Genomic DNA, 23,650 nt, shown 5'->3' with positions numbered 1-23,650 from the left:
CGCGCGGCGGTGTCCGTCCCGCGTCCGTCCCACCGGACGGGCGAAACTGAGCGATGAGGGTGGGGTTGTGGACGAGAAGGACCTGGGCGCCGACCTGGCGAAAGTACTGATCCCCGAAAGCGATCTGCAGGCCAAGGTGCGGGAGCTCGCCGGGCAGATCGACGCCGACTACGCGGGCAAGGACCTGCTGCTCGTCGGGGTCCTCAAGGGCGCCGTCATGATCATGGCGGACCTGGCGCGGTCGCTGCACACGCCCGCGTCGATGGACTGGATGGCGGTGTCGTCCTACGGCTCGGGCACGAAGTCCTCGGGCGTCGTGCGCATCCTCAAGGACCTCGACACCGACATCATCGACCGGCACGTCCTGATCGTGGAGGACATCGTCGACTCCGGTCTGACCCTGTCGTGGCTGGTGAGCAACCTTCTCTCGCGTGGGCCGGCCTCCCTGGAGATCTGCGCGCTGCTGCGCAAGCCGGAGGCGGTCAAGACCGACCTCGACGTGAAGTACATCGGGTTCGACATCCCCAACGAGTTCGTCATCGGGTACGGGCTCGACTATGCGGAGAAGTACAGGAACCTGCCGTTCGTCGGCACGCTCGCCCCGCACGTGTACGGCGGGGACGGGGCCTGACCGGTCCCTCCCACGGGTTTCTCCCACGGGTCCCCACGGGCTCTCCCACGGGTCCTTGGACCGCCCAGGGAACAAGTAACCGTGACGAATCGTTGCAAGGATCGTTGACGGGTATATGGAAGGGATGCGGGAGAACAGCGTCGGCTGCGTCTCCTGCGCCTGCGGTGTACCGTCGGTGTCCCGGACCCTGGGTTCGGGGAGCCATATGAGGGAAGCCGCCACGGTGGGTCCGAAGCCCTGGCGACGGGCCTTTCGTTGGACGCATTGTTGGTCGCAGTGGCGTTCGTCCCCCCGGGACGGGCGGGGATCACACACAGACGTTGGTCAGGAGGGACGGGCCCCGTAGGGGTAACCGGATAAATGGACGTGAAGCGCTACTTTCGCGGGCCGCTGCTGTGGATCCTGCTGTTCGGCATCTTGGTCGCCCTCGTCATGTGGGGCGTCAACCCCGGCCGTTCGTTCGAGAAGGTCGACACCTCCAAGGTGGTCCAGGAGATCAACAGCGGCCAGGTCAAATCGGCCAAGATCGTTGACAAGGACCAGCGGATCGAGCTGACCCTCAGGAACGACAAGCGGCAGCAGGCATCCTGGGTGGACGGCCAGGGGCTCCAGTTGCAGCAGCAGCTGCAGAAGCAGGTCGACGCCGGCAAGCTCCCCGGCGGTTACAACGTCGATGTCCCCAAGCAGAGCTTCTTCCTGAACCTGCTGTTCAGCCTGTTGCCCATCGTGGTCATCGTGCTGATCTTCCTGTTCATCATGAACCAGATGCAGGGCGGCGGCTCTCGGGTGATGAACTTCGGCAAGTCCAAGGCCAAGCTCATCACCAAGGACACCCCGAAGACCACCTTCGCCGACGTGGCCGGGGCCGAGGAGGCCCTGGAGGAACTGGAAGAGATCAAGGACTTCCTGCAGAACCCGGCGAAGTTCCAGTCGATCGGCGCCAAGATTCCCAAGGGCGTGCTCCTGTACGGCCCGCCCGGCACCGGTAAGACGCTGCTCGCGCGCGCGGTCGCCGGTGAGGCCGGTGTGCCGTTCTACTCGATCTCCGGTTCGGACTTCGTGGAGATGTTCGTCGGTGTCGGCGCGTCCCGCGTCCGCGACCTGTTCGAGCAGGCCAAGACGAACGCCCCCTCGATCATCTTCATCGACGAGATCGACGCCGTCGGCCGGCACCGCGGCGCCGGGCTCGGCGGCGGCCACGACGAGCGCGAGCAGACCCTCAACCAGCTGCTGGTCGAGATGGACGGCTTCGACGTCAAGGGCGGCGTGATCCTGATCGCCGCGACGAACCGCCCCGACATCCTGGACCCGGCGCTGCTGCGTCCGGGCCGGTTCGACCGGCAGGTCACCGTGGACCGCCCCGACCTGGAGGGCCGCAAGGGCATCCTGCGGGTGCACGGGCGCGGCAAGCCGTTCGCGCAGGACGTCGACCTCGACGTCATCGCGCGGCGCACCCCGGGCTTCACCGGTGCCGACCTGGCCAACGTCATCAACGAGGCGGCGCTGCTCACGGCCCGCTTCGACCGCAAGCTGATCGACATGGACACCCTCGAGGAGTCCATCGACCGCGTCATGGCCGGGCCCGAGCGCAAGACCCGCGTGATGTCGGAGAAGGAAAAGAAGATCATCGCCTACCACGAGGGCGGGCACGCTCTGGTGGCGCACGCGCTGCCGAACTCCGACCCCGTGCACAAGGTGACGATCCTGCCGCGCGGGCGGGCCCTGGGCTACACCATGACCCTCCCGATGGAGGACAAGTTCCTCACCACGCGCTCCGAGATGAACGACCAGCTCGCCATGCTGCTCGGTGGGCGCACCGCAGAGGAACTGGTGTTCCACGAGCCGACCACCGGTGCGGCCAACGACATCGAGAAGGCCAGCTCCATCGCGCGCAACATGGTGACCGAGTACGGCATGAGCGAGCGCCTGGGCGCCCGTAAGTTCGGCTCTGGCCAGGGTGAGGTCTTCCTTGGCCGCGACATGGGGCACGAGCGCGACTACTCCGAGGACATAGCGTCCGCGATCGACGACGAGGTCCGTCGCTACATCGAGTCCGCGCACGACACCGCCTGGGAGATCCTGGTCGAGTACCGGGACGTCCTGGACGAGCTCGTCGTGAACCTGATGGAGAAGGAGACCCTGTCGAAGGACCAGGTGCTGGAGATCTTCGCGCCGATCCAGAAGCGGCCGCACCAGAACTCCTACACCGGCTACGGCAAGCGCCTCCCGTCCGACCGTCCTCCGGTGCTGACGCCCAAGGAGCTGGCCCTGCTCGGCCCGCAGGACGTCACCGACCTCACCAAGAACAACGGCCAGGGCGGTGTCGCCTCCGAGGCGGTCGACCCGTCCCAGGGTGAGAGCTGACCGTCTTGGCGATTCCGTACGACGAGGCGCCGATCGAGAACGACCCGCCGGGCGAGACCGTGCACGGCGGGCGTTTCGACCACGCGCGCATCGAGAAGGCCGTCCGCGAGATCCTGATCGGCATCGGGGAGGACCCCGACCGGGACGGGCTGCGCGACACCCCGGCGCGGGTGGCGCGGGCGTACGCGGAGCAGTTCGCCGGCCTCAGGCAGACGCCTGAGGACGTGCTGACGACGGTGTTCGACGCCGACCACGAAGAGATGGTCCTGGTGAAGGACATCGAGGTCTACTCCGTATGCGAGCACCACCTCGTGCCCTTCCACGGGGTGGCGCACGTGGGGTACACGCCCAACAAGCGGGGCCAGATCACCGGTCTGTCCAAACTGGCCCGGCTGGTGGACGTGTACGCGCGGCGCCCCCAGGTGCAGGAGCGGCTCACCAGCCAGGTCGCGGACGCGCTGATGCGGGTGCTGGAGCCGCGCGGCGCGATCGTGGTGATCGAGGCCGAGCACCTGTGCATGACGATGCGCGGGGTGCGGAAGCCGGGCGCCAAGACGGTCACGTCGGCGGTGCGCGGCGACTTCCGTGATCACGCGGAGACGCGCTCGGAGGCGATGAGCCTGATCCTCGGGCGTCACTGACCGCCCGGGTGTCCCGAGGGTCCCCAAGCGATCGAACGGGCCTCAGCGTCGCGCTGAGGCCCGTTCTGCTGGTTCTCGGGAGGCGGGACGGACGTGGCCGGGCGGCGGGAGCCGCCGCGCCGAACCCATGACTCCTAGGCATAAGGTGGGGTGACATGACCAATGCCGTAGTTCCGGGGCTTCCCTCGCCAGGGCGGTGCCTCGTCATGGGCGTGGTCAACGTGACCCCGGACTCGTTCTCGGACGGCGGCGCATGGTTCGATCCCGAGAAGGCCGTCCGCCATGGGCTGGACCTCGCCGCGGAGGGCGCCGACATCGTGGACGTGGGCGGCGAGTCCACGCGGCCCGGTGCGCAGCGTGTGTCGCGGGAAGAGGAACTGCGCCGCGTGGTCCCGGTCATAGAGGCGCTCAGCGCCGAGAACGTCCCCGTCAGTGTGGACACCATGCGGGCGGAGGTCGCGGAGGCCGCCGTCGGCGTGGGCGCCCGGCTGGTCAACGACGTCAGTGGCGGCCTCGCCGATCCGGACATGCCGCGCGTGGTCGCCGCCGCGGACGTCCCCTATGTGGTCATGCATTGGCGCGGCCACAGCCACGACATGCAGACCCGTGCCATCTACGCGGATGTGGTCCGCGAGGTGCGCGATGAGCTTCTGCAGAGGGTCGATGCCGTTCTGCGGGAGGGCGTCGACCCGTCGATGATCGTGCTCGACCCGGGGCTCGGTTTCGCCAAGAGCCCCAGGGCCGGCCATAACTGGAGGCTCTTGGCCCGGCTCGACGCGCTGGCCGCCACCGGGTATCCGGTGCTGGTCGGTGCGTCGCGCAAGAGCTTCCTCACGAAGCTGCTGGCCGACCCTGATGGAACGCCCCGTGCGTTCGCCGAATGCGATGACGCCACGGTGGCCACCACGTCGCTGGCCGCAGTGGCTGGAGCCTGGTGCGTACGGGTTCACCGCGTCCGTCCCAACGCGGACGCGGTGCGTGTGGCGGCCGCCATCAGTGCGGCCCGCCTGCCCGATGAGGGGCCGCTCGGCGAAGTACGCCGGCCCCAGGACGAAAGCTCGGAACCGGCCGCGGCGGACGGTCGCGCCCAGCAAGGGGGACACCGCCCATGAGCCGTGCCGTGAACCGCGCCGACGTGGACGAGGTCCACGCCGAGTTCTATGCCGCGTTCGAGGCCGGCGACTTCGACCGCATGTCGGCCGTATGGGCCGACGGTCAGTACGCCTCAGGCGTGTCCTGCGTGCACCCGGGCTGGACGATGCTGCGCGGGCGCGAGGAGGTGCTGCGCTCCTGGGCGCTCATCATGGCCAACACGCCCTACATCCAGTTCGTGCTGACCGATGTCGAGACGGACGTGTACGGCGACCACGCCGTGGTGACGTGCAAGGAGAACGTGCTCACCGCCGACGAGGAGACGGAGACGGGGTTCCTCGCCGGAGGCAGCATCGTGGCGACGAACGTGTTCGTACGGACCGGTGGGGAGTGGCGGCTCCTGCTCCACCACGGTTCCCCCGTCCTCAACGTCGTGGACGCGGAGGAAGAATGAGCCTCGACCGCATCGAGTTGCGCGGCCTGCGGGCCCGGGGGCGGCACGGGTGCCTGCCGGCCGAGCGCGAGCTGGGCCAGGAGTTCGTGGTGGACGCCGTCCTCGGGCTCGACACCCGCCCCGCCGCCGCCGGGGACGACCTCTCGCGTACCGTCGATTACGGGACGCTCGCGGGCCGTCTGGTCGCGGTCGTCGAGGGCGAGCCCGTCAATCTCATCGAAACGCTGGCCGACCGGCTCGCGACAATATGTCTGGAAGATGGGGCGGTGTCCGAGGTGGAGATCACCGTCCACAAGCCGAGCGCGCCTGTGCCGCACCCCTTCACGGACGTCGCCGTGAAGATCAGGAGGAGTCGCCCATGACTGCGTCCGACCGCATGCCCGACCGCACCGCCACCGGCGGGCACATGCTGGTCCAGCACCGTGTCGTGTTCTCGATCGGCAGCAACCTCGGGGACCGGCTGGACAACATCCAGGAGGCGGTCGACGCGCTGTTCGACGCGCCGGGGCTGAGCTACGTGGCGGTCTCCCCGGTCTACGAGACCGCGCCCTTCGCCCCTCCCGGGGAGAACATCCCCGAGCAGGGCGACTTCCTCAACATCGTGCTCGTGGCCGACACGCGGCTGCCACCGGAGAACCTGCTGGAGCGCGTCCTGAACATCGAGAACTCGATGCGCCGGGAACGCGAGGTCCGCTGGGGGCCGCGCACGCTGGACATCGACATCGTCGTGTTCGGCGACGTCTCGTCCGACGACCCCGATCTGACGCTCCCGCACCCCCGCGCGCACGAGCGCGCGTTCGTGCTCGTGCCGTGGGCCGACATCGAGCCGGACGTGCTGCTGCCGGGGCACGGCCGCGTCGGTGACCTCGCCCAGGCCAAGCAGTCCGAGGGTGGCCCGTCGGCCGTACGCCGGCGGGAGGACCTGGCTCTCCAGCAGCCTGCATGAAGCCGTCCCGTCCGCTGTTCCTCATCGCCCTGGTGGTCGTCATCGCGGTCGTCACCTGGGCGGTGCTGCGTTCGGCCTACGTCTCGCTACCGCCCCTGCCGTGGACGGCGGTACCGACGCTGTTGCTGCTCGCCCTGGGCGAGGGGTTCACCGGTGTGAACGTGCTGCGCCGTATCCGCCGCAAGCCCGAGAGGGGACGCGTGCCGGAGGCGGGCCGCAAGGCGCCGAAGCCGATCGAGCCCATGGCCGTGGCCCGGCTGGCCGCCCTGGGCAAGGCCAGCGCGCACTCCGCCGCCGTCATCGCGGGCGTGTTCGGCGGGTTCGCCATCAGCCTCGCGACCCAGCTCGACAAGCCGACCCCCCGGCACGACTTCTTCGTCAGCGGCGGCACGTTCCTGGCGGCCGTGGTCCTGGTGGCCGCGGCGTTCTTCCTGGAGTACGCGTGCCGCGTGCCCAAGGACCCGGACGAGGAGGAACGCGACCGCCGGGCCTCCCGCGCCTAGGCTTCACGCCTCGCCAGGGGTCATTTGTCGATGTCGCCGACCACGAAGAACATCGAGCCGAGGATGGCGATCATGTCGGCGACCAGGTTGCCCGGCAGCAGCTCCGTGAGGACCTGGATGTTGTTGAAGGACGCGGAACGCAGCTTCATGCGCCACGGGGTCTTCTCCCCGCGCGACACCAGGTAGTACCCGTTGATGCCCAGAGGGTTCTCCGTCCAGGCGTAGGTGTGGCCTTCGGGGACCTTCAGGACCTTCGGCAGCCGCTGGTTGATCGGGCCCGGTGGGAGTTCGGCGATGCGGTCCAAGCAGGCGTCGGCGAGATCCAGGGACGCGTGTACCTGGTCCAAGAGGCATTCGAAGCGGGCCAGGCAGTCGCCCTCGGTACGGGTGACCACACGGACGTCGAGGTCGCCGTAGGCGAGGTAGGGCTCGTCCCGGCGCAGATCGAAGTCGACGCCGGACGCTCGTGCGATCGGCCCGGACACTCCGTACTGGAGGATCTGCTCGCGCGTGAGGACGCCGACGTTTCTCGTGCGCGCGCGGAAGATCTCGTTGCCCATGATGATGTCGTCGATGTCGCCCATCCGGGAACGGACCTCGGAGACGGCGGTCCGCGCGCGCGCCGTCCAGCCGGCCGGAAGCTCGTCCTTCAGGCCGCCGACCCGGTTGAACATGTAGTGCATGCGGCCACCGGAGATCTCCTCCATCACCCGCTGCAACGTCTCGCGCTCACGGAACGCGTAGAAGATCGGGGTGATGGCGCCCACCTCGAGGGGATAGGAACCGAGGAACATGAGGTGGTTCAGGATCCGGTTCAGCTCGGCCAGGAGGGTTCTCATCCATACGGCGCGCACGGGGACCTCCATGCCGAGCATGCGCTCGACGGCGAGGACGACGCCCAGCTCGCTGGAGAAGGCCGACAACCAGTCGTGCCGGTTCGCCAGGACGATGATCTGGCGGAAGTCCCGGACCTCGAACAGCTTCTCCGCGCCCCGGTGCATGTATCCGACGATGGGCTCGGCCGCGGAGATGCGCTCGCCGTCCAGCGTCAGCCTCAGCCGGAGCACACCGTGCGTGGACGGATGCTGGGGGCCGATGTTGAGGGTCATGTCCTCGGTGGCGAGCTCTTTGGCGCCCGCACCGATCCCGACGATCCGCTCGGTGGTCATGGTCGCGCCTCCGCCGCTCCGATCACCGCTTCATGGTCCCATGGCGAGCGGTACTCGTTTTCCGGTTGACTAGGGGGCAATGAACGCGAGCCACGGCGAACCGCCGTACGAGCCCGCCGCGCAGCCTGGGCCCCAGGACGCGGCGTACCCGCCCGCGCCCGCTGCCCCGGGACCAGGCGGCCAGCCGCCAGGTCAAGTACCGGCACACTACCCGCCGCAGCAAGGGCAGCAGCAGACGGCGCCCGCCTACCGTGCCGACCAGGCCTTCGCGCCTGGCAGCGGCCTCCAGTGGGCGCCCATTTCCAAACGCCACGCCTGGCACAGGCTTCTCACAGCCGTACTCTGGGCGATTCCCATCGGTGGTGTGGGCGCGTTCATCGTGTGGCGGAACGGCGGCATGGTCGCCGCCGTCATGTGGATTGTCGCCGTCCTTCTGGGGGCGGCCCTCACGTGGCTGGTCGCCGAACTCGACCGCCGGGCGTTCGGGTATGTCGAGCGCGCGGACGACCTCATCGTCACCCACGGTGTGTTCGTCAAGCGCCTCATCGTCGTTCCGTACGGGCGGATGCAGTTCGTGGACGTCACGGCAGGGCTTCTCGAACGGTGGATGGGGATCGCCACCGTCCGGATGCACACTGCCGCCGCGGCGACGGACGCGACCATCCCCGGTCTGCCCAGCGCTGAAGCCGCCCTGCTGCGCGACCGGCTCGCCCAGAAGGGCGAGGAACGGAGCATGGGGCTATGAGTGGCCCCTATGGCCCGCCATACGGACCCCCGGGCGGCCCCGGCCCGGGTCCTGGCCCACGCCCGGGGCCTTATGGCCCGCCGCCAGGACGCCCCGGTCCCGGCCCATACGGACCTCAAGGCCGTCCCGGGCCGCCCTATGGCCCGCCGCCACATCCGCCGTACGGGCCGCCCCCGCGGCCTCTCGGCCCTCCGTACGGTCCGCCTCCGTACGGGTATGGCCCCCAGCGGCCTCCGATCCGTTTCTCAGAGGGCACGCACAGGCTCCATTGGGCCACGGCACCATTGCGCGCCTTCATCTTCCTCATCATCTACTTCGTCCTGCTGGGCTTCCCTCTACTGCTGACCCAGACGGAAGACGGCATCACCCTGGCTCTCACGCCCGAGGTGATCGTCAGGTTCCTCATCGTGACCGTCCCCATGGGGTTCATCGCGGTGGGATCGGGCCTCTGGACATGGCTCGCGGTCCGTTTCCGCATCGACAACGACGACCTCGTCGTCGAGACCGGCCTCCTCCGCAAGAACAAGCGCCGCATCCCGCTGTCGCGGATCCAGGCCATCGATCTCGTCCGCCCACTGGTGACGAGAGTGTTCGCCCTGGCGGAAGTGCGCGTGGAACTGGCCGGCGGCGAGCAGAGCGAGATCGCGCTCCGCTACCTGGGGCGGAACTCGGCACAGCAACTGCGCGCAGAACTCCTCGCGCGCGCCGCAGGCCTCCCCGGACATACGCCAGAGGCACCCGAAAGGCACGTGTGGCGCGTCCCGTTCGGCGTGCTGTTCGCTTCCCTCGTGGTGAAGCTGCCCGTCCTCGGGACGGTCCTGCTCTTCATGGCCTCGCTCATCTTCCTCGTGATGTACGCGGAAGGCGGCATGCTGGCGGTCACCATCCCCGTCTTGCTCGGCCTCATCCGCGCTGTCATCGCACCCCTCGTGATGTACGCGAACTTCACGGTCGCGATGTCACCGGACGGCATCCGCCTGCGCTACGGGCTCCTGGAGACCCGCATGCAGACGCTGCCCCCGGGACGCGTGCAGGCCGTCAGCATCGTCGAGCCGATGATTTGGCGGAGCCTCGGCTGGGCCCGCGTCGAGGTCACCGTCGCGGGCTACGCGGGCGAGCGCCAGGCCCTGTCCTCGACGCTGCTTCCCGTCGCACCCCGCCATGTCGCCATGCATCTGGTCTCGCAGGTCTTCCCTGGGACGCATGTGGACGCCGTTCCTCTCGTCCCCGCTTCCTCCAAAGCCGTTGCGATCGACCACGCGGACGGTGCCGGCACGGACGATGTGGTGTTCGTGACCCGGCACGGCTGGCCCTGCCGCCGTACCGATGTGATCGCCCACGCGCGCGCGCAGAGCGTCCGGCTCACCGTCAACCCGTTCCAGCGCCTTGTCGGGCTGGCCACCGTCCACGTTGACGCGCCACCAGGGCCGGTTCAGGTAGCGGCCACGGACCGCGAACTCGGCGAGGCCCGCGCGATCGTCGAGAGCACCGCTCGCCGAGCCCTGGCCGCGCGCCGTGCCGGCGGCGGCGACCCCACCCACTGGGCCCGCTGAGGGCTTTTCCACAGAATCCTGTTCTACTTCCATGCGGCGTCGCCGACCGTGACCATGGGAACCGGCCGGCCCGCCCGGAGGGGGAGGCGGGCCGGCCGCCATCACCCGTCGCGGATCCGTCGCCGGGCGGGTCCGCCAGGGGTCAGGGTGCTGCCGCGACCGCGTGGAAGGAGGTGTCGCCGAAGGGAACCTTGCGCGGGGTGAAGGCGATCCTGCCCGGGCAGAGGCCGCGGTCCCGGAGATCGCCGACGATCCGCGGCACAGCGTCGACGGACGCCTGAGCCCAGTCGTGCATCAGGAGGATGCCGCCCGGTTGGAGGGTGCGAGCCGCCGCGACGATCTCATCCGTGCTTGCCCCCGCCCAGTCCCGTGAGTCGACCGTCCACAGGACTTCCAGGAGCCTCAGACGAGCCTCGTCCCGCCTGATCTGTTCGCTGGTCTCCCCATACGGCGGACGGAACAGCGTGGGCCACCGTCCGGTGATGCGGCGCAGGGTCAGTTGAGTGCCGAGGATCTCCCTGAACGCGGCGGGCTCACCCAGATCGGGCAGGTGCGGGTGGGTGTTCGTGTGGTTGCCGATCCACATCCCGGCGCGCTGCTGGGCGCGGACGAGGTCGGGACGGGCCTCGGCATTGTTCCCCTGATTGAAGAAGGTGGCCCGGGCGCCGGCGGCCCGGAGCCCCTCCAGCAGCGCCGGCAACGTCGATGCGGTCGGACCGTCGTCAAAGGTGAGCGCGACGTATCCGTTAGGGCATCGCCACTGGGGGTGCGGCCTGGCGACGGCCGCGTGCCCAACCGCAGGTACCGCCGTCACCACGGCGGCCGCCGCGGCAGCCAGCGCCGCCGACGTCACCCCACCCGGACGACGCCCGGCCGAATGTCGCCCCCAGCACGAATGCCGAACCGAGCACGAACCGAATCGTCCCCGCGAATGCGGAACTTGGGTCATCTTCCCTCCACGAAATCGAAAGGCGGTACCGGGTCTTGGACATCTGCCGGTGGGTGAGGGCGGGGGGTGTGGACGACAGCTCCGGGGGAGGAGCGCGTGTATCGGAGCTGGTGGCCGGGCGGAGGAGCCTGCGCGGGTCGAAGCGCATCTGGACGGTGAGGACGGTTCCGGGGTGGAGCGTGTCGGGGCTGGTGGCGGGGCGGGGGAGAGCTGCGCGGGTCGAAGCGCGCCTGGGTGGTGGAGGACGGTTTCGGGGTGGAGTGTGTGTCGGGGCTGGTGGCGGGGTGGGGGGCGCTGCGCGGGTCGTTGCGCGCCTGGGTGGTGGGGGCGCTTCCGGAGTGGAGTGTGCGTGTAGCGGGGCTGGTGGCCGGGCGGGGGGAGGTGCGCCGGCCGGTGCGTGCCTGGGCGGTGGCCATGACGGGCGCGCGTCGGTCTCGTTGACGGCGCGGGCCGACGAGGTGGTTCGGAGGGCGTAAGTGTCGTTCGAAGTGAGTTGCAGCCGGGAGCCGGGGCCGGGAGCCAGGAGTTGGGGGCTGGGTGGGAGTTGGCGGCTGGGAGTTGGGGGCGCGGGTGGATGGTCGAGGACGCCTCCAGGGCGGGGCGCGCGTGGTGGGTTGGTGGTGGGAGGGAGTGGCTGTTGGGCGGTGGCGGGAGGGGATGGGAGGTGGAGCGGGCGGCTAAAAGTTTCGAAATGTATCGGACGAGTTCTCGGGTAAGGTACGCCGACCGGCGGGGGCGGTCAATGGGGGAACGGCAGTTGCCTTGAGCGCTTTCAGAGGTGGATTTTGGTGGTGCTCTGTGGCTGGAGATCCGGGCGACGGTGATTTGTGCGAGGTGAATTGGGGTGCTTGACGGGGTGATCGGCCCAGCGTACGTTCGGCGGCAGGCTTCGAAATGGCTCGAAATGTTTCGAAGCATTCGCCTTGGTGTGCAGAGTGCGATCGGAGATGTGTGGTGAGACGTGAACCCCATGTCCGCGTCAGGCGCGCAGGCGCGCTTGCGCGGGATGTGAACTCGATGCCGCCGGCCGGTCGGTTGGTCGCCGTGCTGCTACTCGCGGTGGCACTTGTGGCCGCGTCGTTAACCGGGGCGGAAGGGGCGCCTCGGAACGGTGGAGGGGCGGCCGCGCCGAAGATCGGTGGTCACTGGGTCGACAGCTGGGTGTCCATGCCGCAGCTGACCGAGCCGGGGAACATGCCGCCGCCACCGTTCACGCAGGACGACGGGGTCTTCGACGACGCGACGCTGCGGCAGACCGTGCGGGTCTCGGTCGGCGGCAGGAACCTGCGGCTGCGGTTCTCCAACGCCTTCGGTGGTGCGGCGCTGCCCATCACGAAGGTGTCGGTGGCGCTCCCGGCCGGTGGGCAGGCCGGGGTCGGCTCGATCCAGCCGGGGACGGCCAAGTCCGTGACCTTCCACGGGCGCCCGTCCGTGGTCATTCCGGTTGGTGCGCAGATGGTGTCCGATCCGCTGAAGTTCCCCGTGGCGCCGCGCTCCGTCCTGACGGTGACGCTCTATCTGGCGGACGGCCAGGCCTCGACCAACATCACGTCCCACCCTGGCTCCAGGACCACGTCCTACATGGTGGCCGGTGACCATGTAACCGACGCTGACCTGTCCGGGGCGGCCCACACCGACCACTGGTACTTCCTAAGCGGCCTTGAGGTGTGGGCTAAGCCCACCACAGCGGCCGCCGTCATCCTCGGCGACTCACTGACCGACGGACGCGGCTCTACGACGAACAAGAACGACCGGTGGCCCGACCAACTGCTCGACCGGTTGCAGGCCCGTCCGGCGACGTCCGACATCGCCATCGCGAACCAGGCCGCCGGCGGCAACCGCGTCCTCCATGACGGGCTCGGGCCCAATGCACTCGCCAGGTTGGATCGTGATGTGCTGGCTCAGAGCGGCGTCCAATGGCTCGTCGTCTTCGAGGGCGTCAACGACATTGGCACCGCGGAGGCCGCTCCGGACGCGCAGAAGCAGGTCGCGGACAGCCTGATCGCCGCCTACGACCAGATCATCGTCCGCGCGCACGCGCAGGGCATCCGGGTGTACGGCGCGACGCTGACCCCGTTCGGCGGCAACACCATGTACGACGATCCGGACGCGTACAGGGAGCGGGCGCGGCAGACGGTCAACGCCTGGATCCGAACCAGCCGCCGTTTCGACGCGGTCATCGATTTCGATCGGGCGGCGCGCGATGCGTCCGCGACCGGTCGGCTGCTTCCCGCCCACGACGTGGGTGATCATCTGCATCTGAACCCCGCCGGCTACAAGGCCCTCGCCGATGCCGTTCCCGCCGGTCTCTTCCGGTATCGGCCTCTTTCGGCCACCTTCGGCTTCAACTAAAGGAGCGATCAGCGGCGTCGCTGATCCCCATGTGAGCGCGCCAGCCGCCGCGGACCGGGTCGGCCGAGTAGTGGGAGCAGACGGTGGCCCGAGCCTCCGGCGGCTGGCGCCCCCTCGGAGTCGGGGTGTCGGCCCCGGGGCGGGATGCGCATATCTTCGTGTTCATGAGCGATGTGGCGTATGACCCCTGGTCAGCTGATTTCGTGGCGGATCCCTACCCCGCGTTCGAGCGGCTTCGGGACGAGCGTCCGGTCTTCTTCCACGAGCCCACCGGCCAGTGGGTGATCAGCCGGCACGAGGACGTCGACGCGCTGCTGCGTGATCGGCGGCTCGGGCGGTCCTACCTGCACATCGCGAGCCATGAGGAGTTCGGCCAGGAGCCGGAGGCGGACTTCCTCAAGCCGTTCTGGGATCTGATCCGGGCCGGGATGCTGGACGTGGAGCCGCCCGTCCACACGCGGCTGCGGCGGCTGGTGGCGAAGGCGTTCACCGCCCGGATGGTCGAGGGCCTGCGCCCGACGATCAGGCGGCTCGCCGGTGAGCTGGCCGGGGACCTCGCCGCCGAGGGCGGCGGCGACCTGCTCGCCGCGGTCGCCGAGCCGCTCCCGGTGAACGTGATCGCCGAGATGCTCGGGGTGCCCGTCGAGGACCGCCACCTCCTGCGCCCCTGGTCGGCCGACATCTGCGGCATGTACGAGCTGAACCCGCCGGAGGAGGTGCAGCGCACGGCCGTCCGCGCCGCCGTCGAGTTCTCCGACTACCTGCGCGACCTGGCCCGCGCCCGCCGGGACGAGCCGCGCGACGACCTCATCACCGCTCTCGCGCAGGTGGCGGACGAAGGCGACCGCCTCACCGAGGACGAGCTGATCGGCACCTGCGTCCTGCTGCTCAACGCCGGGCACGAGGCCACCGTCAACGCGACCGGCAACGGCTGGTGGTCGCTGTTCCGCAACCCCGGTGAGCTGGAGCGGCTGCGTGCCGACCCGTCGCTCATCCCCACGGCCGTGGAGGAGCTGCTCCGCCACGACACGCCTGCGCCCATGTTCGAACGCTGGGTGCTGGAGGACATGACGGTCGCCGGCGTCGACATCCCGCGGGGTGCGGAGGTGGCGCTGCAGTTCGCGTCCGCCAACCGGGACCCGGCGGTGTTCGCCGAGCCGAACCGGCTCGACCTGTCCCGCGACCCGAACCCGCACATCACGTTCGGGCTCGGCGTCCACTACTGCCTGGGCGCCCCACTCGCCCGCATCGAACTCGCCGAATCGCTCGGCGCGCTGCTCCGCACAACCCCCGGCCTACGCCTGGCAACCGAGCCGACCTGGAAGCCGGGTTACATACTGCGCGGCCTAGAAGCGCTTCACGTGGAGTGCTGATCCCATGGCGCCGCGCCTCTGGAGACGCTTCATGTGACGTGCAGACCTGATGGCGCCGCCCGCCCCTAGGACGCTTCGTGTGACGGGCTGATCTCATGGTGCCGCGTGCCGCGTGCCGCTGGGTGCTGGGTGTGGCGTGCTGGCCTCGTAGCGCTGCGCGGGCTGGAGGGGCTGCACGTGGAGCCTTGGTCCTCTAGCTCCGCCGTGCTGGGGGCGCTTCGTCTGGAGTGCTGATGCCGTAGTGCCACGTGCCCTGGGGTGCTGGGCGTGACGTGGTGATCTCGTAGCGCTGTGCAGGCTGGAGGGGCTGCACGTGGAGCCTTGATTCCATAGCACCGCGCGGGCTGGGGGCGCTTTGTGTGGAGTGCTGATGCGTAGTGCCGCGTGCCCTGGGGTAGCGCTGCGCGGGCTGTAGGGGCTTCATGTGGAGCTTTGATTCCATAGCACCGCGCGGGCTGTTGGTAGAGGGCGTTGTGGTGGTTGTTAGGTGAGGATGGTTGGGAGCGGGATGTCGACGGTCTGGGCGAGCCAGCCGAAACCGCCCAGGCCGGCTGGATCGATCAGTTCGGCGTCCTCGCCTGCGTGGCACAGAGCCGCGACGTAGGCGCGCGGGTCGCGGTGGGCGAGGTCCAGTGGCGGGCGTGCGCCGGACAGGCCGAGGGCGCGCAGCGCGTCGCGCTGGGTGGTCAGCAGGGTGGACGTGGCGCCGGCGCGCTCTCCGGCGGTGGTGCATGCGTCCAGCGCCACGTGGGCGGTGACGTCGCACGACCCGTCCGGGACGGCGGGGACGGTGGCGCCGTCTCGGTAGCCGGTCAGCGTTCCGTACACCGGTCTGGCCTCGCGCGCGTGCGAGTAGTCGACGGCGATCGCTAGCCCGCGGGAGAGCCGTCCGACCACCGACGCCCAGGCGTTGCAGCGCGGGTGCCCGATCTCGGCGCGGTCCCCGGGGTCGCGGAGCGGCCACCAGTTCGCCAGCCAGTCGCGGTCCTCGTCGGACGGCGGGGGGCCGGGGCGCTCCAGGCCGGTGGACGGGTCGACGAGCATGGTCCGGACGCCGTCCGGGGTGTGCTCGACGACGTCCAGCGGCACGTTGTCGAGCCATTCGTTCGCGACGGCGAGGCCGGTGATGCGCTCGGGGAGATCGGGCCGCCAGGTGATCCGGGACGAGACGTCCGGGGGCCGCGGCGCGATCTCCACGGCCGTCGGGACGAGCCGGGCCGCGAGGTCGTCGGGCGCGCAGGCCAGGATGTTGCCCAGCAGCCGCCCTGACCCGGCGCCGATGTCGACGATGTCCAGCCGCTCGGGGCGCCCGAGGAGGGCGTCGACCTCGGCGAGCAGGCGGACGATGGCGGCGGCGAACCGGGGTGAGGCGTGCACCGAGGTACGGAAGTGCTCTGCCGGGCGTTCTCCGCGCCGGTAGAAGCCCTCCTCCCCGTACAGCGCCCGCTCCATCGCCGTGCGCCATGTCAGCCATTCGGAAACCAACGCCGCCACGCCTGTGACGTTACCGCGAGCTACACCGTCCCCTGCGCCGTCTGCGGTGCCTCCGTGGTCTGACTGTGCTGTCTTGGCGTGACAGTGCTGTTTGGTGCGGCGGGGATGTCTTGGTGCGGCGGGGGCGGTGTGTGCGGTCTTCCCAGGGCGGATCGGTGTTCGCGTGGCCATCCTTGGGGTGGACGTGCGTCCGACCTGCGGCTGATCCGTGGCTGACCAGCGTGTACATACCCTGTCGGCATGGTGGCGAACGGGTGGGAATGGCTGCGGAGTAAGAAGCCGCTGGTCGACGCGTTCTTCGCGGCCCCTGTCCTGCTGGTCTCCTTGCCTGCGCTGCTGGGCGGGACCTACGGGACGGACAAGTTCCTTTTGGTGACGCTCGGGCTGTCCGTTCCTCTCGTTCTGCGCCGGACGTTCCCCCGCACGGTCTTCGCCGTTGTCGCGCTGGTCTCGTTCGTCCAATGCGTGGCGGGTGCGTTCCCTGTACCGGCCAATGTCGCCGTTCTGATCGCGCTCTACACGGTCACGGCCGGACGCTCGTTGCGCTGGGGGCTCGCGGCGGCGCTCGTCGCCGAGATCGGCGCGGGCATGGTCACGTGGCGCTATCCGTCCGGCGCCGATGACCGCAAGTACACGTTCGTGATGATGACGCTGCTGGTGGCCGGGGTGTACGTGCTCGGCCTCCACATGCGCACGCGCCGCGCCTACCTGCGCTCGGTGGAGGAGCGGGCGGAACGGCTGGAGCGGGAACGCGACAACGAGGTCAAGATGGCCATGGCCGCCGAACGCGCGCGTATCGCCAGGGAACTGCACGATGTCATCGCCCACAACGTCAGCGTGATCGTGGTGCAGGCCGACGGGGCGTCCTACGCGATCGACACCGATGTGGGACGGGCCAGGCAGGCGCTCGACACGATCTCCTCGACGGGACGCCTGGCGCTGGCGGAGATGCGGCGGCTTCTCGGTGTCCTGCGCGAGGACGACGACGCGGGGGCGTTCGCGCCGCAGCCGGGCGTCGCCGAGCTGGACGACCTGGTGGAGCAGGTCCGCGCGTCCGGGCTGGCGGTGACGTACCAGGTGGAGGGGACGGCTGCGGGCATGTCGGAGGGACGGCAGCTCACCGTCTACCGGATCGTCCAGGAGGCGCTGACCAATACGCTCAAGCACGGAGGTCCGCGGGCGAACGTGGCGGTTCTGCTGCGATACGGCGGCGACGCGCTGGAGATCCGGGTGCAGGACGACGGGCGCGGCGCGGCGGCCTTCGACGACGGCCGCGGCCACGGCCTCGCCGGGATGCGGGAACGCGTCGCCGTGTACGGGGGCGAGGTCCAGGCGGCCCCGTGCGCCGGGGGCGGGTTCGAGGTCGTCGCGCGGATCCCCGTCCGCGAGGAGGTCGCCGCGTGAGCGTGACCTGCGGGCGGCCGAGGACGGGCTGGAAAGCGATGGACGTGGCAGACGAACGCGCGGCACACGAACGCGCGGCAGCTGAACGCGCGGCAGTGGGCGAGCGCATGGCGAAGGGTGAGCATGGCGGACTTTGACGACGTGGCGGAGCCGGCGGGGCCCATCCGGGTGGTCCTCGTCGACGACCAGGAGCTGGTGCGGGCCGGCTTCAAGATGGTGCTGGACGCGCAGCCCGACATCGAGGTCGTGGGCGAGGCGGGCGACGGCGTCCAGGCGCTGGAGCTGCTCCGGACGACGCGGGCCGACGTCGTGCTCATGGACGTGCGGATGCCCCGGATGGACGGGATCGAGGCGACGCGCCTGGTCGTCGCGCAGGCCGGGCCGAAGGTCGTCATCCTGACCACGTTCGACCTCGACGAGTACGCGTTCGCGGCGATCAAGGCCGGGGCCGGCGGGTTCATGCTGAAGGACGCCGGGCCGGCGCAGCTGATCGAGGCGATCAAGGCGGTGCACTCGGGCGACGCGGTGGTGGCGCCGAGCACGACCAAACGCCTCCTGGACCGGTTCGCGGTGCATCTGCCGGACGCGGCGGAGAAGGCGAACGGCGCCCTGGAGACCCTCACGGAGCGTGAGGGCGAGGTGCTGCAGCTCGTCGCGCGCGGGATGTCGAACGCGGAGATCGCGGGTCGGCTCTACGTCTCGGAGGCCACGGTCAAGACGCATATGGGACGGATCCTGATGAAGCTGGGCCTACGCGACAGGGTGCAGGCGGTCGTGTTCGCCTACGAGACAGGCCTGGTCAAAAGCGGTCAAAGGGGTCACACTTTGTAACGACTTGATTACTCCATGGTGACCTTTTGCCTTCAGGGCGCGGGACGGACTTGTCCTACCTGAGAGTAGCTGGGTAACTACCGTACGCGACGCCGTCTTCGCGGGCGACGTCCGGCAATGTCAGATCGGGCCCGCTAAGCCCACGTACGGGAGGACTCTCGTGTTCAAGAAGCTTGCCGCCACCGGCATCCTCGGCTTCGCCGTCGCCGGCTCCGCCCTGGCCTCCACGCCCGCCTACGCCTCCGCCTACGGCGGCGGCTGGGACCACCACGGCCACGGCCACCACCACGGCCACCACGGCGGCGGCGCCGGGAACAACAACCACACCAGCGGCAACGGCTCGGTCCTGGGCGGCAACCAGGTGATCGTGCCGATCTCCGCCCCCATCAACGTCTGCGGCAACAACATCATCACCGTGGGCATCACCTCCGCGTCCTGCAAGGGCGGCGCGTCGGTGCACAACTGATCAACCCCTCACCGATCGGGCACTGACGGGGGACTTCGCACCCGTCACCGAAGCGCCGGAGACCTCACCCGGGTCTCCGGCGCTTCTCCGTTTCCGGGGCTCCCCTCCCGCGTCTCCGTTTCCGCGCTTCTCCGAACGCGCGCGCGCCGGTGGGTCAGCGGGGCGGGGGACGGCGCCATACGACTCAGGTCGTACACGGGCGGCGCGGATAGCCGAGAGGGGGACGCCGAGCGTGGACGCCGGGGCGATGGCGGCGGCGGCGCGAATTCCTAGCGTTGATCCCGATCGCTTCCCGGCGATCGCGACACGCAAGAGCCGACGCAGCACGACCCTCAAGGAGTCACCGTGACCAGCACGTTCACCGATCCCCCCGGGGGAGCCCCCGCCGCCGCGGCGCCGCCCGCCGTCACCGCCGAGGGCGTGTCGAAGGTGTACGGGGCCGGGGACGCGGCCGTGCACGCGCTGCGCGGGGTCGGCGTCGGGTTCGCCCGGGGCGCGTTCACCGCGATCATGGGTCCGTCCGGGTCCGGGAAGTCGACGCTGATGCACTGCCTGGCCGGGCTGGACACCGTCACCAGCGGCCGGATCATGCTCGGCGACGCCGAGATCACCGGGATGGGCGACCGGCAGCTGACGCTGCTGCGCCGCGACCGGGTCGGCTTCGTGTTCCAGGCGTTCAACCTGCTGCCGACGCTCACCGCCGAGCAGAACATCCTGCTGCCCATGGAGCTGGCCGGCCACAAGCCCGACCGAGCCTGGTTCCAGCAGGTCGTGGACGTCCTCGGCCTGCGCGACCGCCTCGGGCACCGGCCGAGCGAGCTGTCGGGAGGCCAGCAGCAGCGGGTGGCGTGCGCGCGCGCCATCGTCGCCCGTCCGGAGGTCATCTTCGCGGACGAGCCGACCGGGAACCTCGACTCGCGTGCGGGCGCGGAGGTCCTCGGGTTCCTGCGCGCGTCCGTCCGGGAGATGGGCCAGACGATCGTGATGGTCACCCACGACCCGGTGGCCGCCTCCTACGCCGACCGGGTGGTGTTCCTACGGGACGGTGCGATCGTCTCCGAGATCTACCAGCCGTCCCCTGAGGCCGTCCTGGACCGGCTCAAGTCCCTGGGGGCCTGATGCTGAAGACGACACTGGCGGGCCTGCGCGCCCACAAGCTGCGGCTGCTGCTGACCGCGGTCGCCATCACGCTGGGCGTCGGCTTCATCTCCGGCACGTTCGTACTGACCGACACGATGAACAAGGGCGTGGCCAAGACGTTCGCCCAGTCTGCCGACAAGGTGGACATCGCCGTCCTCCCACCTGAGTCGTCGGACGACGGCCTACCGGCCTCGCTGCTGCAGAAGCTCCGCGGCCTTCCCGGAGTCACCGACGCCCAGGGCGCCGTCAAGGGCGAGGCAGCCTTGGTGGGCAAGGACGGTAAGACGGTCGGCGACTACCCCACGATGGGCATGTCCGTGCCGTCCGGACGGCTGCTGCGCTACGACGTCGACAAGGGACGGCCCCCGTCCAACGGCGGTGAGACCGTCATCGACGGCAAGGTCGCCAAGCGCGAGGGCTTCGCCGTAGGCGACACCGTGACGGTCCTGGACGCCAAGAACCGGCCGCACAAGTTCAACGTCGTCGGCCTGGTCGACTTCGGCATCGACCAGGAGGCGAGCATCTTCGGCGCGGTCGGGTTCGACCCGGTGACCGCGGCCCGCATGACCGGCGAGAAGTCGTTCAAGGAGATCGACATCGCGGGCACCGTGACCATGTCCGCGGTGAAGGCCGCCGCCGGCCCCGGCCAGCGCGTCTACACGGGGGAGGAACTCGGCGCGAAGCTGGCGAAGGCGGCGGGCGCCGACACGAAGATCATCCGCACCGGGCTGCTGATCTTCGCGCTGGTCGCGATGCTGGTGTCCGCCCTGGTCATCTACAACACGTTCGCGATCCTGGTCGCGCAGCGGATGCGGGAGATGGCGCTGCTGCGCTGCGTCGGCGCGACCCGCCGGCAGATCTTCGCCGGCGTCCTCACCGAGTCGGCGGCGGTGGGCCTGACCGGCTCGCTGCTGGGCCTCGGCGTGGGCGTCGGCCTCGGGCAGGGCGCGCTCGTGCTGATCAGCAACCTGAACGGCAACGTCTCCGTCACCGGCCCGTCGCTCGCGCTGCGGACGGTCCTGGTCGGCCTCGCGGTCGGCGTCGTCGTGACCGTGCTGTCCGCATTGCTCCCGGCCCGTGCCGCCACCCGCGTCGCGCCGATCGCGGCGCTGCGCGCGGACGCCGAGCCGGGCGGCGGCCGGTTCCGGCTCGGCGTGTGGCGCACCGTCGCCGCCGCCCTCCTCGGCGCCGCGGGCCTCGCCATCGGCGTGTTCGCGGCCCTGGTGATGGACAAGGGCGAGGCCGCGATGTTCGCGGTGGCCTTCTCCGGCTGCGTCTTCTTCCTCGCGGTCGTCGCGGCGATGCCGGCGCTCGTCCGCCCGCTGGGCCGGCTCGCGGGCGCGGTCCCGGCGCGGCTCGGCGGCGTCCCGGGGCGGCTGGCGGTCGCGAACGCGCAGCGTGCCCCGCGCCGCACCGCCACCACCACGATCGCGCTGACCGTCGGCGTCGGGCTGATGAGCCTGTTCGCGGTCATTGGCGCGAGCAGCAAGGCGACCGCGAGCCACGAGCTGGACGAGCAGTTCCCCGTCCAGTTCAGGATCGCCACCCAGAACGGTGAGCCCCTCCCGCGCGCGCTTGGCGACGACCTGCGCAACCGGCCGGAGGTCGAGAAGGTCGTCGAACTCCGTGACAAGGAGACCAAGGTCGACGGCGAGGACGCGTCCACCACGACGGTCAGCGCGTCCGCGTGGGGCGACATCGCGAAGCCGGAGATGAAGACCGGCGCGCTCTCCGACCTCAAGCCGGGCACCGCGTTCGTCGACGAGAGCGCCGTGACCGACTCCGGGTGGACGGTCGGCCGAACGCTGCAGGTCAAGACGCGGAGCGGGACCGTCCCCGTCAAGATCAGCGGCGTGTACGAGATCGGCGGGCAGTTCAGCGGGATCGTCCTGCCCGAGGCCGATTTCGCCCGGTACTTCGGCGCCGTGGACCCGTCCGAGATCTTCGTCAAGAGCGACGAGGCCGTCCCCGGTGAGCGGGTGCGCAAGGCCGTCGACCAGGCGGCGCAGCCGTACCCGGCGGCGAAGGTCGAGTCCAGCGCCGAGTTCCAGCAGCAGCTGGAGGACGCGATCGACATGGTGCTGATGGTCTTCGGCGGGCTGCTCGGCCTCGCGATCGTCATCGCGCTGTTCGGCATCGCCAACACGCTGACCCTCTCCGTCGTGGAGCGGACCCGCGAATCGGCGCTGCTGCGCGCCCTCGGCCTCACCAAGCGCCAGCTCCGCCGGATGCTGTCCATCGAGGCGGTCGTCATGGCGGTGATCGGCGCGGTGACCGGGGTGGCGCTCGGCATCGTGTTCGGCCTGGCCGCGACCAGTGCGATGTCCGACGGGGCTGTGTTCGCCCTGCCCTATCTCCAGATCGCCGGGTTCGTCCTTCTGGCCGGCGCGGCCGGGACGCTCGCCGCCGTCATGCCCGCGCGGCGCGCCGCGAAGACGTCCATCGTCGAGTCCCTCGCGCATGACTGAATGGGAGGGCGGGGTGGCGCTCGTCACCCACCGGACCATGTGACCGGGTCCCATGGGTACTCTGGTTCGCGCCCGTCCGGTACCTACACGTGAGGACTGGAACGAAACCGATGGACCCCAACGTCACGCCCTCCTCCGGCGCGCCCGGAAACGCCCCCCGCGCGGGGACGGAGGCCCCGGAGGACAGGCCCGCGCGGCTCGCGGTCGGCGTCGTCGGCGCCGGCCGCGTCGGCACGGCGCTCGGCGCCGCGCTGTCGCGCGCGGGCCACCGCGTGGTCGCCGCGGCCGCCGTGTCCGACCGGTCGCGGTCCCGCGTCGAGGAGCGCCTGCCCGGCGCGGACGTCGCCCCGCCGCAGGACGTGGTGGCGGCCGCCGACCTGGTGCTGCTGACCGTCCCGGACGACGAGCTGCCCGAACTCGCGGTCGGCCTGGTCGCGGCGGGCGTCGCCGTCACCGGGAAGCTGGTCATGCACACCAGCGGCCGGTACGGGACGGCCGTCCTCGACCCGCTCACCCGCGCCGGCGCGCTCCCCCTGGCCCTGCACCCGGCGATGACCTTCACCGGACGCGCCGACGACGTCAACCGGCTCACCGGCATCTCGTTCGGCGTCACCTCGCCCGAGCCGCTGCGGCCCGTCGCCGAGGCGCTCGTCCTGGAGATGGGCGGCGAACCGGTGTGGATCACCGAGGACGCCCGGCCGCTCTACCACGCGGCGCTCGCCGGCGGCGCGAACCACCTGGTCACCCTGGTCGTCGAGTCGATGGACCTGCTGTCGCGGGCGGGTGTGGCCGAACCCGGCCGGATGCTCGGCCCGCTCCTCGGCGCCGCCCTCGACAACGGCCTGCGGCTCGGCATCGACGGCCTCACCGGCCCCGTCGCGCGCGGCGACGCCGGCACGGTCTCCGACCACATCGCCGAACTGGGCAAGGTGTCGCCGGAGAGCCGCCGCGCCTACATCGCCCTGGCCCGCCTCACCGCCGACCGCGCGCTGGGCGCCGGGCTGCTCAAGCCCGAAGACGCCGAACGCCTCCTGGAAGCCCTGGCCGATTGACCCCGGCCGCCCCCCCGTCCCTC

Annotated in this window: 21 protein-coding genes; 18 read left to right on the top strand and 3 right to left on the bottom strand. The window is 70.3% G+C overall.

Annotation, left to right across the window (positions count from 1 at the left end; translation table 11 throughout):
* Positions 1 to 67: 67 nt before the first annotated feature.
* From hpt to HUT06_RS40375, 8 genes are all read left to right on the top strand, one after another.
* Positions 68 to 631, top strand: a complete 564-nt coding sequence (gene hpt / locus HUT06_RS40410; protein WP_176200518.1) for a hypoxanthine phosphoribosyltransferase — start codon at positions 68 to 70, stop codon at positions 629 to 631.
* Positions 632 to 991: 360 nt separating this feature from the next.
* Positions 992 to 2,995, top strand: coding sequence for an ATP-dependent zinc metalloprotease FtsH (gene ftsH, locus HUT06_RS40405; protein WP_176200517.1), 2,004 nt, complete (start codon positions 992 to 994; stop codon positions 2,993 to 2,995).
* Positions 2,996 to 3,027: 32 nt separating this feature from the next.
* Positions 3,028 to 3,636: a GTP cyclohydrolase I FolE gene (gene folE / locus HUT06_RS40400; RefSeq protein WP_176201927.1), complete on the top strand. Its 609-nt coding sequence runs from the start codon at positions 3,028 to 3,030 to the stop codon at positions 3,634 to 3,636.
* Between the two features lie 206 nt (positions 3,637 to 3,842).
* The gene (gene folP / locus HUT06_RS40395; RefSeq protein ID WP_176200516.1) at positions 3,843 to 4,748 is read left to right on the top strand and encodes a dihydropteroate synthase; all 906 of its coding nucleotides are present in this window, start codon (positions 3,843 to 3,845) and stop codon (positions 4,746 to 4,748) included.
* Positions 4,745 to 5,182, top strand: a complete 438-nt coding sequence (locus HUT06_RS40390; RefSeq protein ID WP_176200515.1) for a nuclear transport factor 2 family protein — start codon at positions 4,745 to 4,747, stop codon at positions 5,180 to 5,182. The genes folP and HUT06_RS40390 overlap by 4 nt, the downstream gene beginning before the upstream one ends.
* On the top strand, positions 5,179 to 5,544 hold the full coding sequence (gene folB / locus HUT06_RS40385; protein WP_176200514.1) for a dihydroneopterin aldolase: 366 nt from the start codon (positions 5,179 to 5,181) through the stop codon (positions 5,542 to 5,544). Before HUT06_RS40390 ends, folB begins: the two co-directional genes overlap by 4 nt.
* Complete coding sequence (gene folK, locus HUT06_RS40380) at positions 5,541 to 6,128, top strand: 2-amino-4-hydroxy-6-hydroxymethyldihydropteridine diphosphokinase (protein ID WP_176200513.1); 588 nt, start codon at positions 5,541 to 5,543, stop codon at positions 6,126 to 6,128. The genes folB and folK overlap by 4 nt, the downstream gene beginning before the upstream one ends.
* Positions 6,125 to 6,631, top strand: coding sequence for a DUF3180 domain-containing protein (locus HUT06_RS40375; RefSeq protein WP_176200512.1), 507 nt, complete (start codon positions 6,125 to 6,127; stop codon positions 6,629 to 6,631). Before folK ends, HUT06_RS40375 begins: the two co-directional genes overlap by 4 nt.
* 20 nt (positions 6,632 to 6,651) lie before the next feature.
* On the opposite strand, the gene HUT06_RS40370 is transcribed toward HUT06_RS40375, so the two are convergent.
* Complete coding sequence (locus HUT06_RS40370) at positions 6,652 to 7,800, bottom strand: NADH-quinone oxidoreductase subunit D (RefSeq protein ID WP_176200511.1); 1,149 nt, start codon at positions 7,798 to 7,800, stop codon at positions 6,652 to 6,654.
* Positions 7,801 to 8,164: 364 nt separating this feature from the next.
* Between HUT06_RS40370 and HUT06_RS45030 the strand changes: the two genes are divergently transcribed.
* Positions 8,165 to 8,545 carry a PH domain-containing protein gene (locus HUT06_RS45030; RefSeq protein WP_254715644.1) on the top strand — a complete coding sequence of 127 codons (381 nt, stop codon included), beginning with the start codon at positions 8,165 to 8,167 and terminating at the stop codon, positions 8,543 to 8,545.
* 284 nt (positions 8,546 to 8,829) lie between these two features.
* Positions 8,830 to 10,098: a PH domain-containing protein gene (locus HUT06_RS40360; RefSeq protein ID WP_254715643.1), complete on the top strand. Its 1,269-nt coding sequence runs from the start codon at positions 8,830 to 8,832 to the stop codon at positions 10,096 to 10,098.
* Between the two features lie 142 nt (positions 10,099 to 10,240).
* On the opposite strand, the gene HUT06_RS40355 is transcribed toward HUT06_RS40360, so the two are convergent.
* Positions 10,241 to 10,951, bottom strand: a complete 711-nt coding sequence (locus HUT06_RS40355) for a polysaccharide deacetylase family protein (protein WP_217711638.1) — start codon at positions 10,949 to 10,951, stop codon at positions 10,241 to 10,243.
* A gap of 1,263 nt (positions 10,952 to 12,214) precedes the next feature.
* On the opposite strand from HUT06_RS40355, the gene HUT06_RS40350 reads away from it, so the two are divergent.
* Together HUT06_RS40350 and HUT06_RS40345 are read left to right on the top strand one after the other, a co-directional pair.
* Entirely contained in the window at positions 12,215 to 13,399 is a 1,185-nt protein-coding gene (locus tag HUT06_RS40350; protein WP_254715642.1) for an SGNH/GDSL hydrolase family protein, read from the top strand.
* A 164-nt stretch (positions 13,400 to 13,563) separates the two neighbouring features.
* The gene (locus HUT06_RS40345) at positions 13,564 to 14,772 is read left to right on the top strand and encodes a cytochrome P450 (protein WP_176200507.1); all 1,209 of its coding nucleotides are present in this window, start codon (positions 13,564 to 13,566) and stop codon (positions 14,770 to 14,772) included.
* A gap of 483 nt (positions 14,773 to 15,255) precedes the next feature.
* Here HUT06_RS40345 and HUT06_RS40340 read toward each other — a convergent pair whose 3' ends face one another.
* Entirely contained in the window at positions 15,256 to 16,266 is a 1,011-nt protein-coding gene (locus tag HUT06_RS40340; RefSeq protein ID WP_368407009.1) for an SAM-dependent methyltransferase, read from the bottom strand.
* A 240-nt stretch (positions 16,267 to 16,506) separates the two neighbouring features.
* On the opposite strand from HUT06_RS40340, the gene HUT06_RS40335 reads away from it, so the two are divergent.
* The 6 genes from HUT06_RS40335 (at position 16,507) to HUT06_RS40310 (ending at position 23,627) form a co-directional block, all read left to right on the top strand.
* Positions 16,507 to 17,670, top strand: a complete 1,164-nt coding sequence (locus HUT06_RS40335) for a sensor histidine kinase (protein WP_176200506.1) — start codon at positions 16,507 to 16,509, stop codon at positions 17,668 to 17,670.
* Between the two features lie 123 nt (positions 17,671 to 17,793).
* The gene (locus HUT06_RS40330) at positions 17,794 to 18,501 is read left to right on the top strand and encodes a response regulator transcription factor (protein ID WP_176200505.1); all 708 of its coding nucleotides are present in this window, start codon (positions 17,794 to 17,796) and stop codon (positions 18,499 to 18,501) included.
* Positions 18,502 to 18,661: 160 nt separating this feature from the next.
* Complete coding sequence (locus HUT06_RS40325; RefSeq protein ID WP_176200504.1) at positions 18,662 to 18,967, top strand: chaplin family protein; 306 nt, start codon at positions 18,662 to 18,664, stop codon at positions 18,965 to 18,967.
* 345 nt (positions 18,968 to 19,312) lie between these two features.
* Complete coding sequence (locus tag HUT06_RS40320) at positions 19,313 to 20,086, top strand: ABC transporter ATP-binding protein (RefSeq protein ID WP_176200503.1); 774 nt, start codon at positions 19,313 to 19,315, stop codon at positions 20,084 to 20,086.
* The gene (locus tag HUT06_RS40315; protein ID WP_176200502.1) at positions 20,086 to 22,575 is read left to right on the top strand and encodes an ABC transporter permease; all 2,490 of its coding nucleotides are present in this window, start codon (positions 20,086 to 20,088) and stop codon (positions 22,573 to 22,575) included. The genes HUT06_RS40320 and HUT06_RS40315 overlap by 1 nt, the downstream gene beginning before the upstream one ends.
* A 110-nt stretch (positions 22,576 to 22,685) precedes the next feature.
* Entirely contained in the window at positions 22,686 to 23,627 is a 942-nt protein-coding gene (locus HUT06_RS40310; RefSeq protein WP_176200501.1) for a Rossmann-like and DUF2520 domain-containing protein, read from the top strand.
* Positions 23,628 to 23,650 lie beyond the last annotated feature (23 nt).

It is taken from the genome of Actinomadura sp. NAK00032 (assembly GCF_013364275.1).
Lineage (GTDB): Bacteria > Actinomycetota > Actinomycetes > Streptosporangiales > Streptosporangiaceae > Spirillospora.
This window is presented reverse-complemented; position numbering and strand designations above follow the sequence as displayed.

Coding starts and splice junctions, on each gene's coding strand:
- ftsH (WP_176200517.1), top strand. CDS start 992: ATGGACGTGAAGCGCTACTTTCGCGGGCCGCTGCTGTGGATCCTGCTG.
- folP (WP_176200516.1), top strand. CDS start 3,843: ATGGGCGTGGTCAACGTGACCCCGGACTCGTTCTCGGACGGCGGCGCA.
- HUT06_RS40390 (WP_176200515.1), top strand. CDS start 4,745: ATGAGCCGTGCCGTGAACCGCGCCGACGTGGACGAGGTCCACGCCGAG.
- folB (WP_176200514.1), top strand. CDS start 5,179: ATGAGCCTCGACCGCATCGAGTTGCGCGGCCTGCGGGCCCGGGGGCGG.
- folK (WP_176200513.1), top strand. CDS start 5,541: ATGACTGCGTCCGACCGCATGCCCGACCGCACCGCCACCGGCGGGCAC.
- HUT06_RS40375 (WP_176200512.1), top strand. CDS start 6,125: ATGAAGCCGTCCCGTCCGCTGTTCCTCATCGCCCTGGTGGTCGTCATC.
- HUT06_RS40370 (WP_176200511.1), bottom strand. CDS start 7,800: ATGACCACCGAGCGGATCGTCGGGATCGGTGCGGGCGCCAAAGAGCTC.
- HUT06_RS40350 (WP_254715642.1), top strand. CDS start 12,215: ATGCCGCAGCTGACCGAGCCGGGGAACATGCCGCCGCCACCGTTCACG.
- HUT06_RS40345 (WP_176200507.1), top strand. CDS start 13,564: ATGAGCGATGTGGCGTATGACCCCTGGTCAGCTGATTTCGTGGCGGAT.
- HUT06_RS40335 (WP_176200506.1), top strand. CDS start 16,507: ATGGTGGCGAACGGGTGGGAATGGCTGCGGAGTAAGAAGCCGCTGGTC.
- HUT06_RS40330 (WP_176200505.1), top strand. CDS start 17,794: ATGGCGGACTTTGACGACGTGGCGGAGCCGGCGGGGCCCATCCGGGTG.
- HUT06_RS40315 (WP_176200502.1), top strand. CDS start 20,086: ATGCTGAAGACGACACTGGCGGGCCTGCGCGCCCACAAGCTGCGGCTG.
- HUT06_RS40310 (WP_176200501.1), top strand. CDS start 22,686: ATGGACCCCAACGTCACGCCCTCCTCCGGCGCGCCCGGAAACGCCCCC.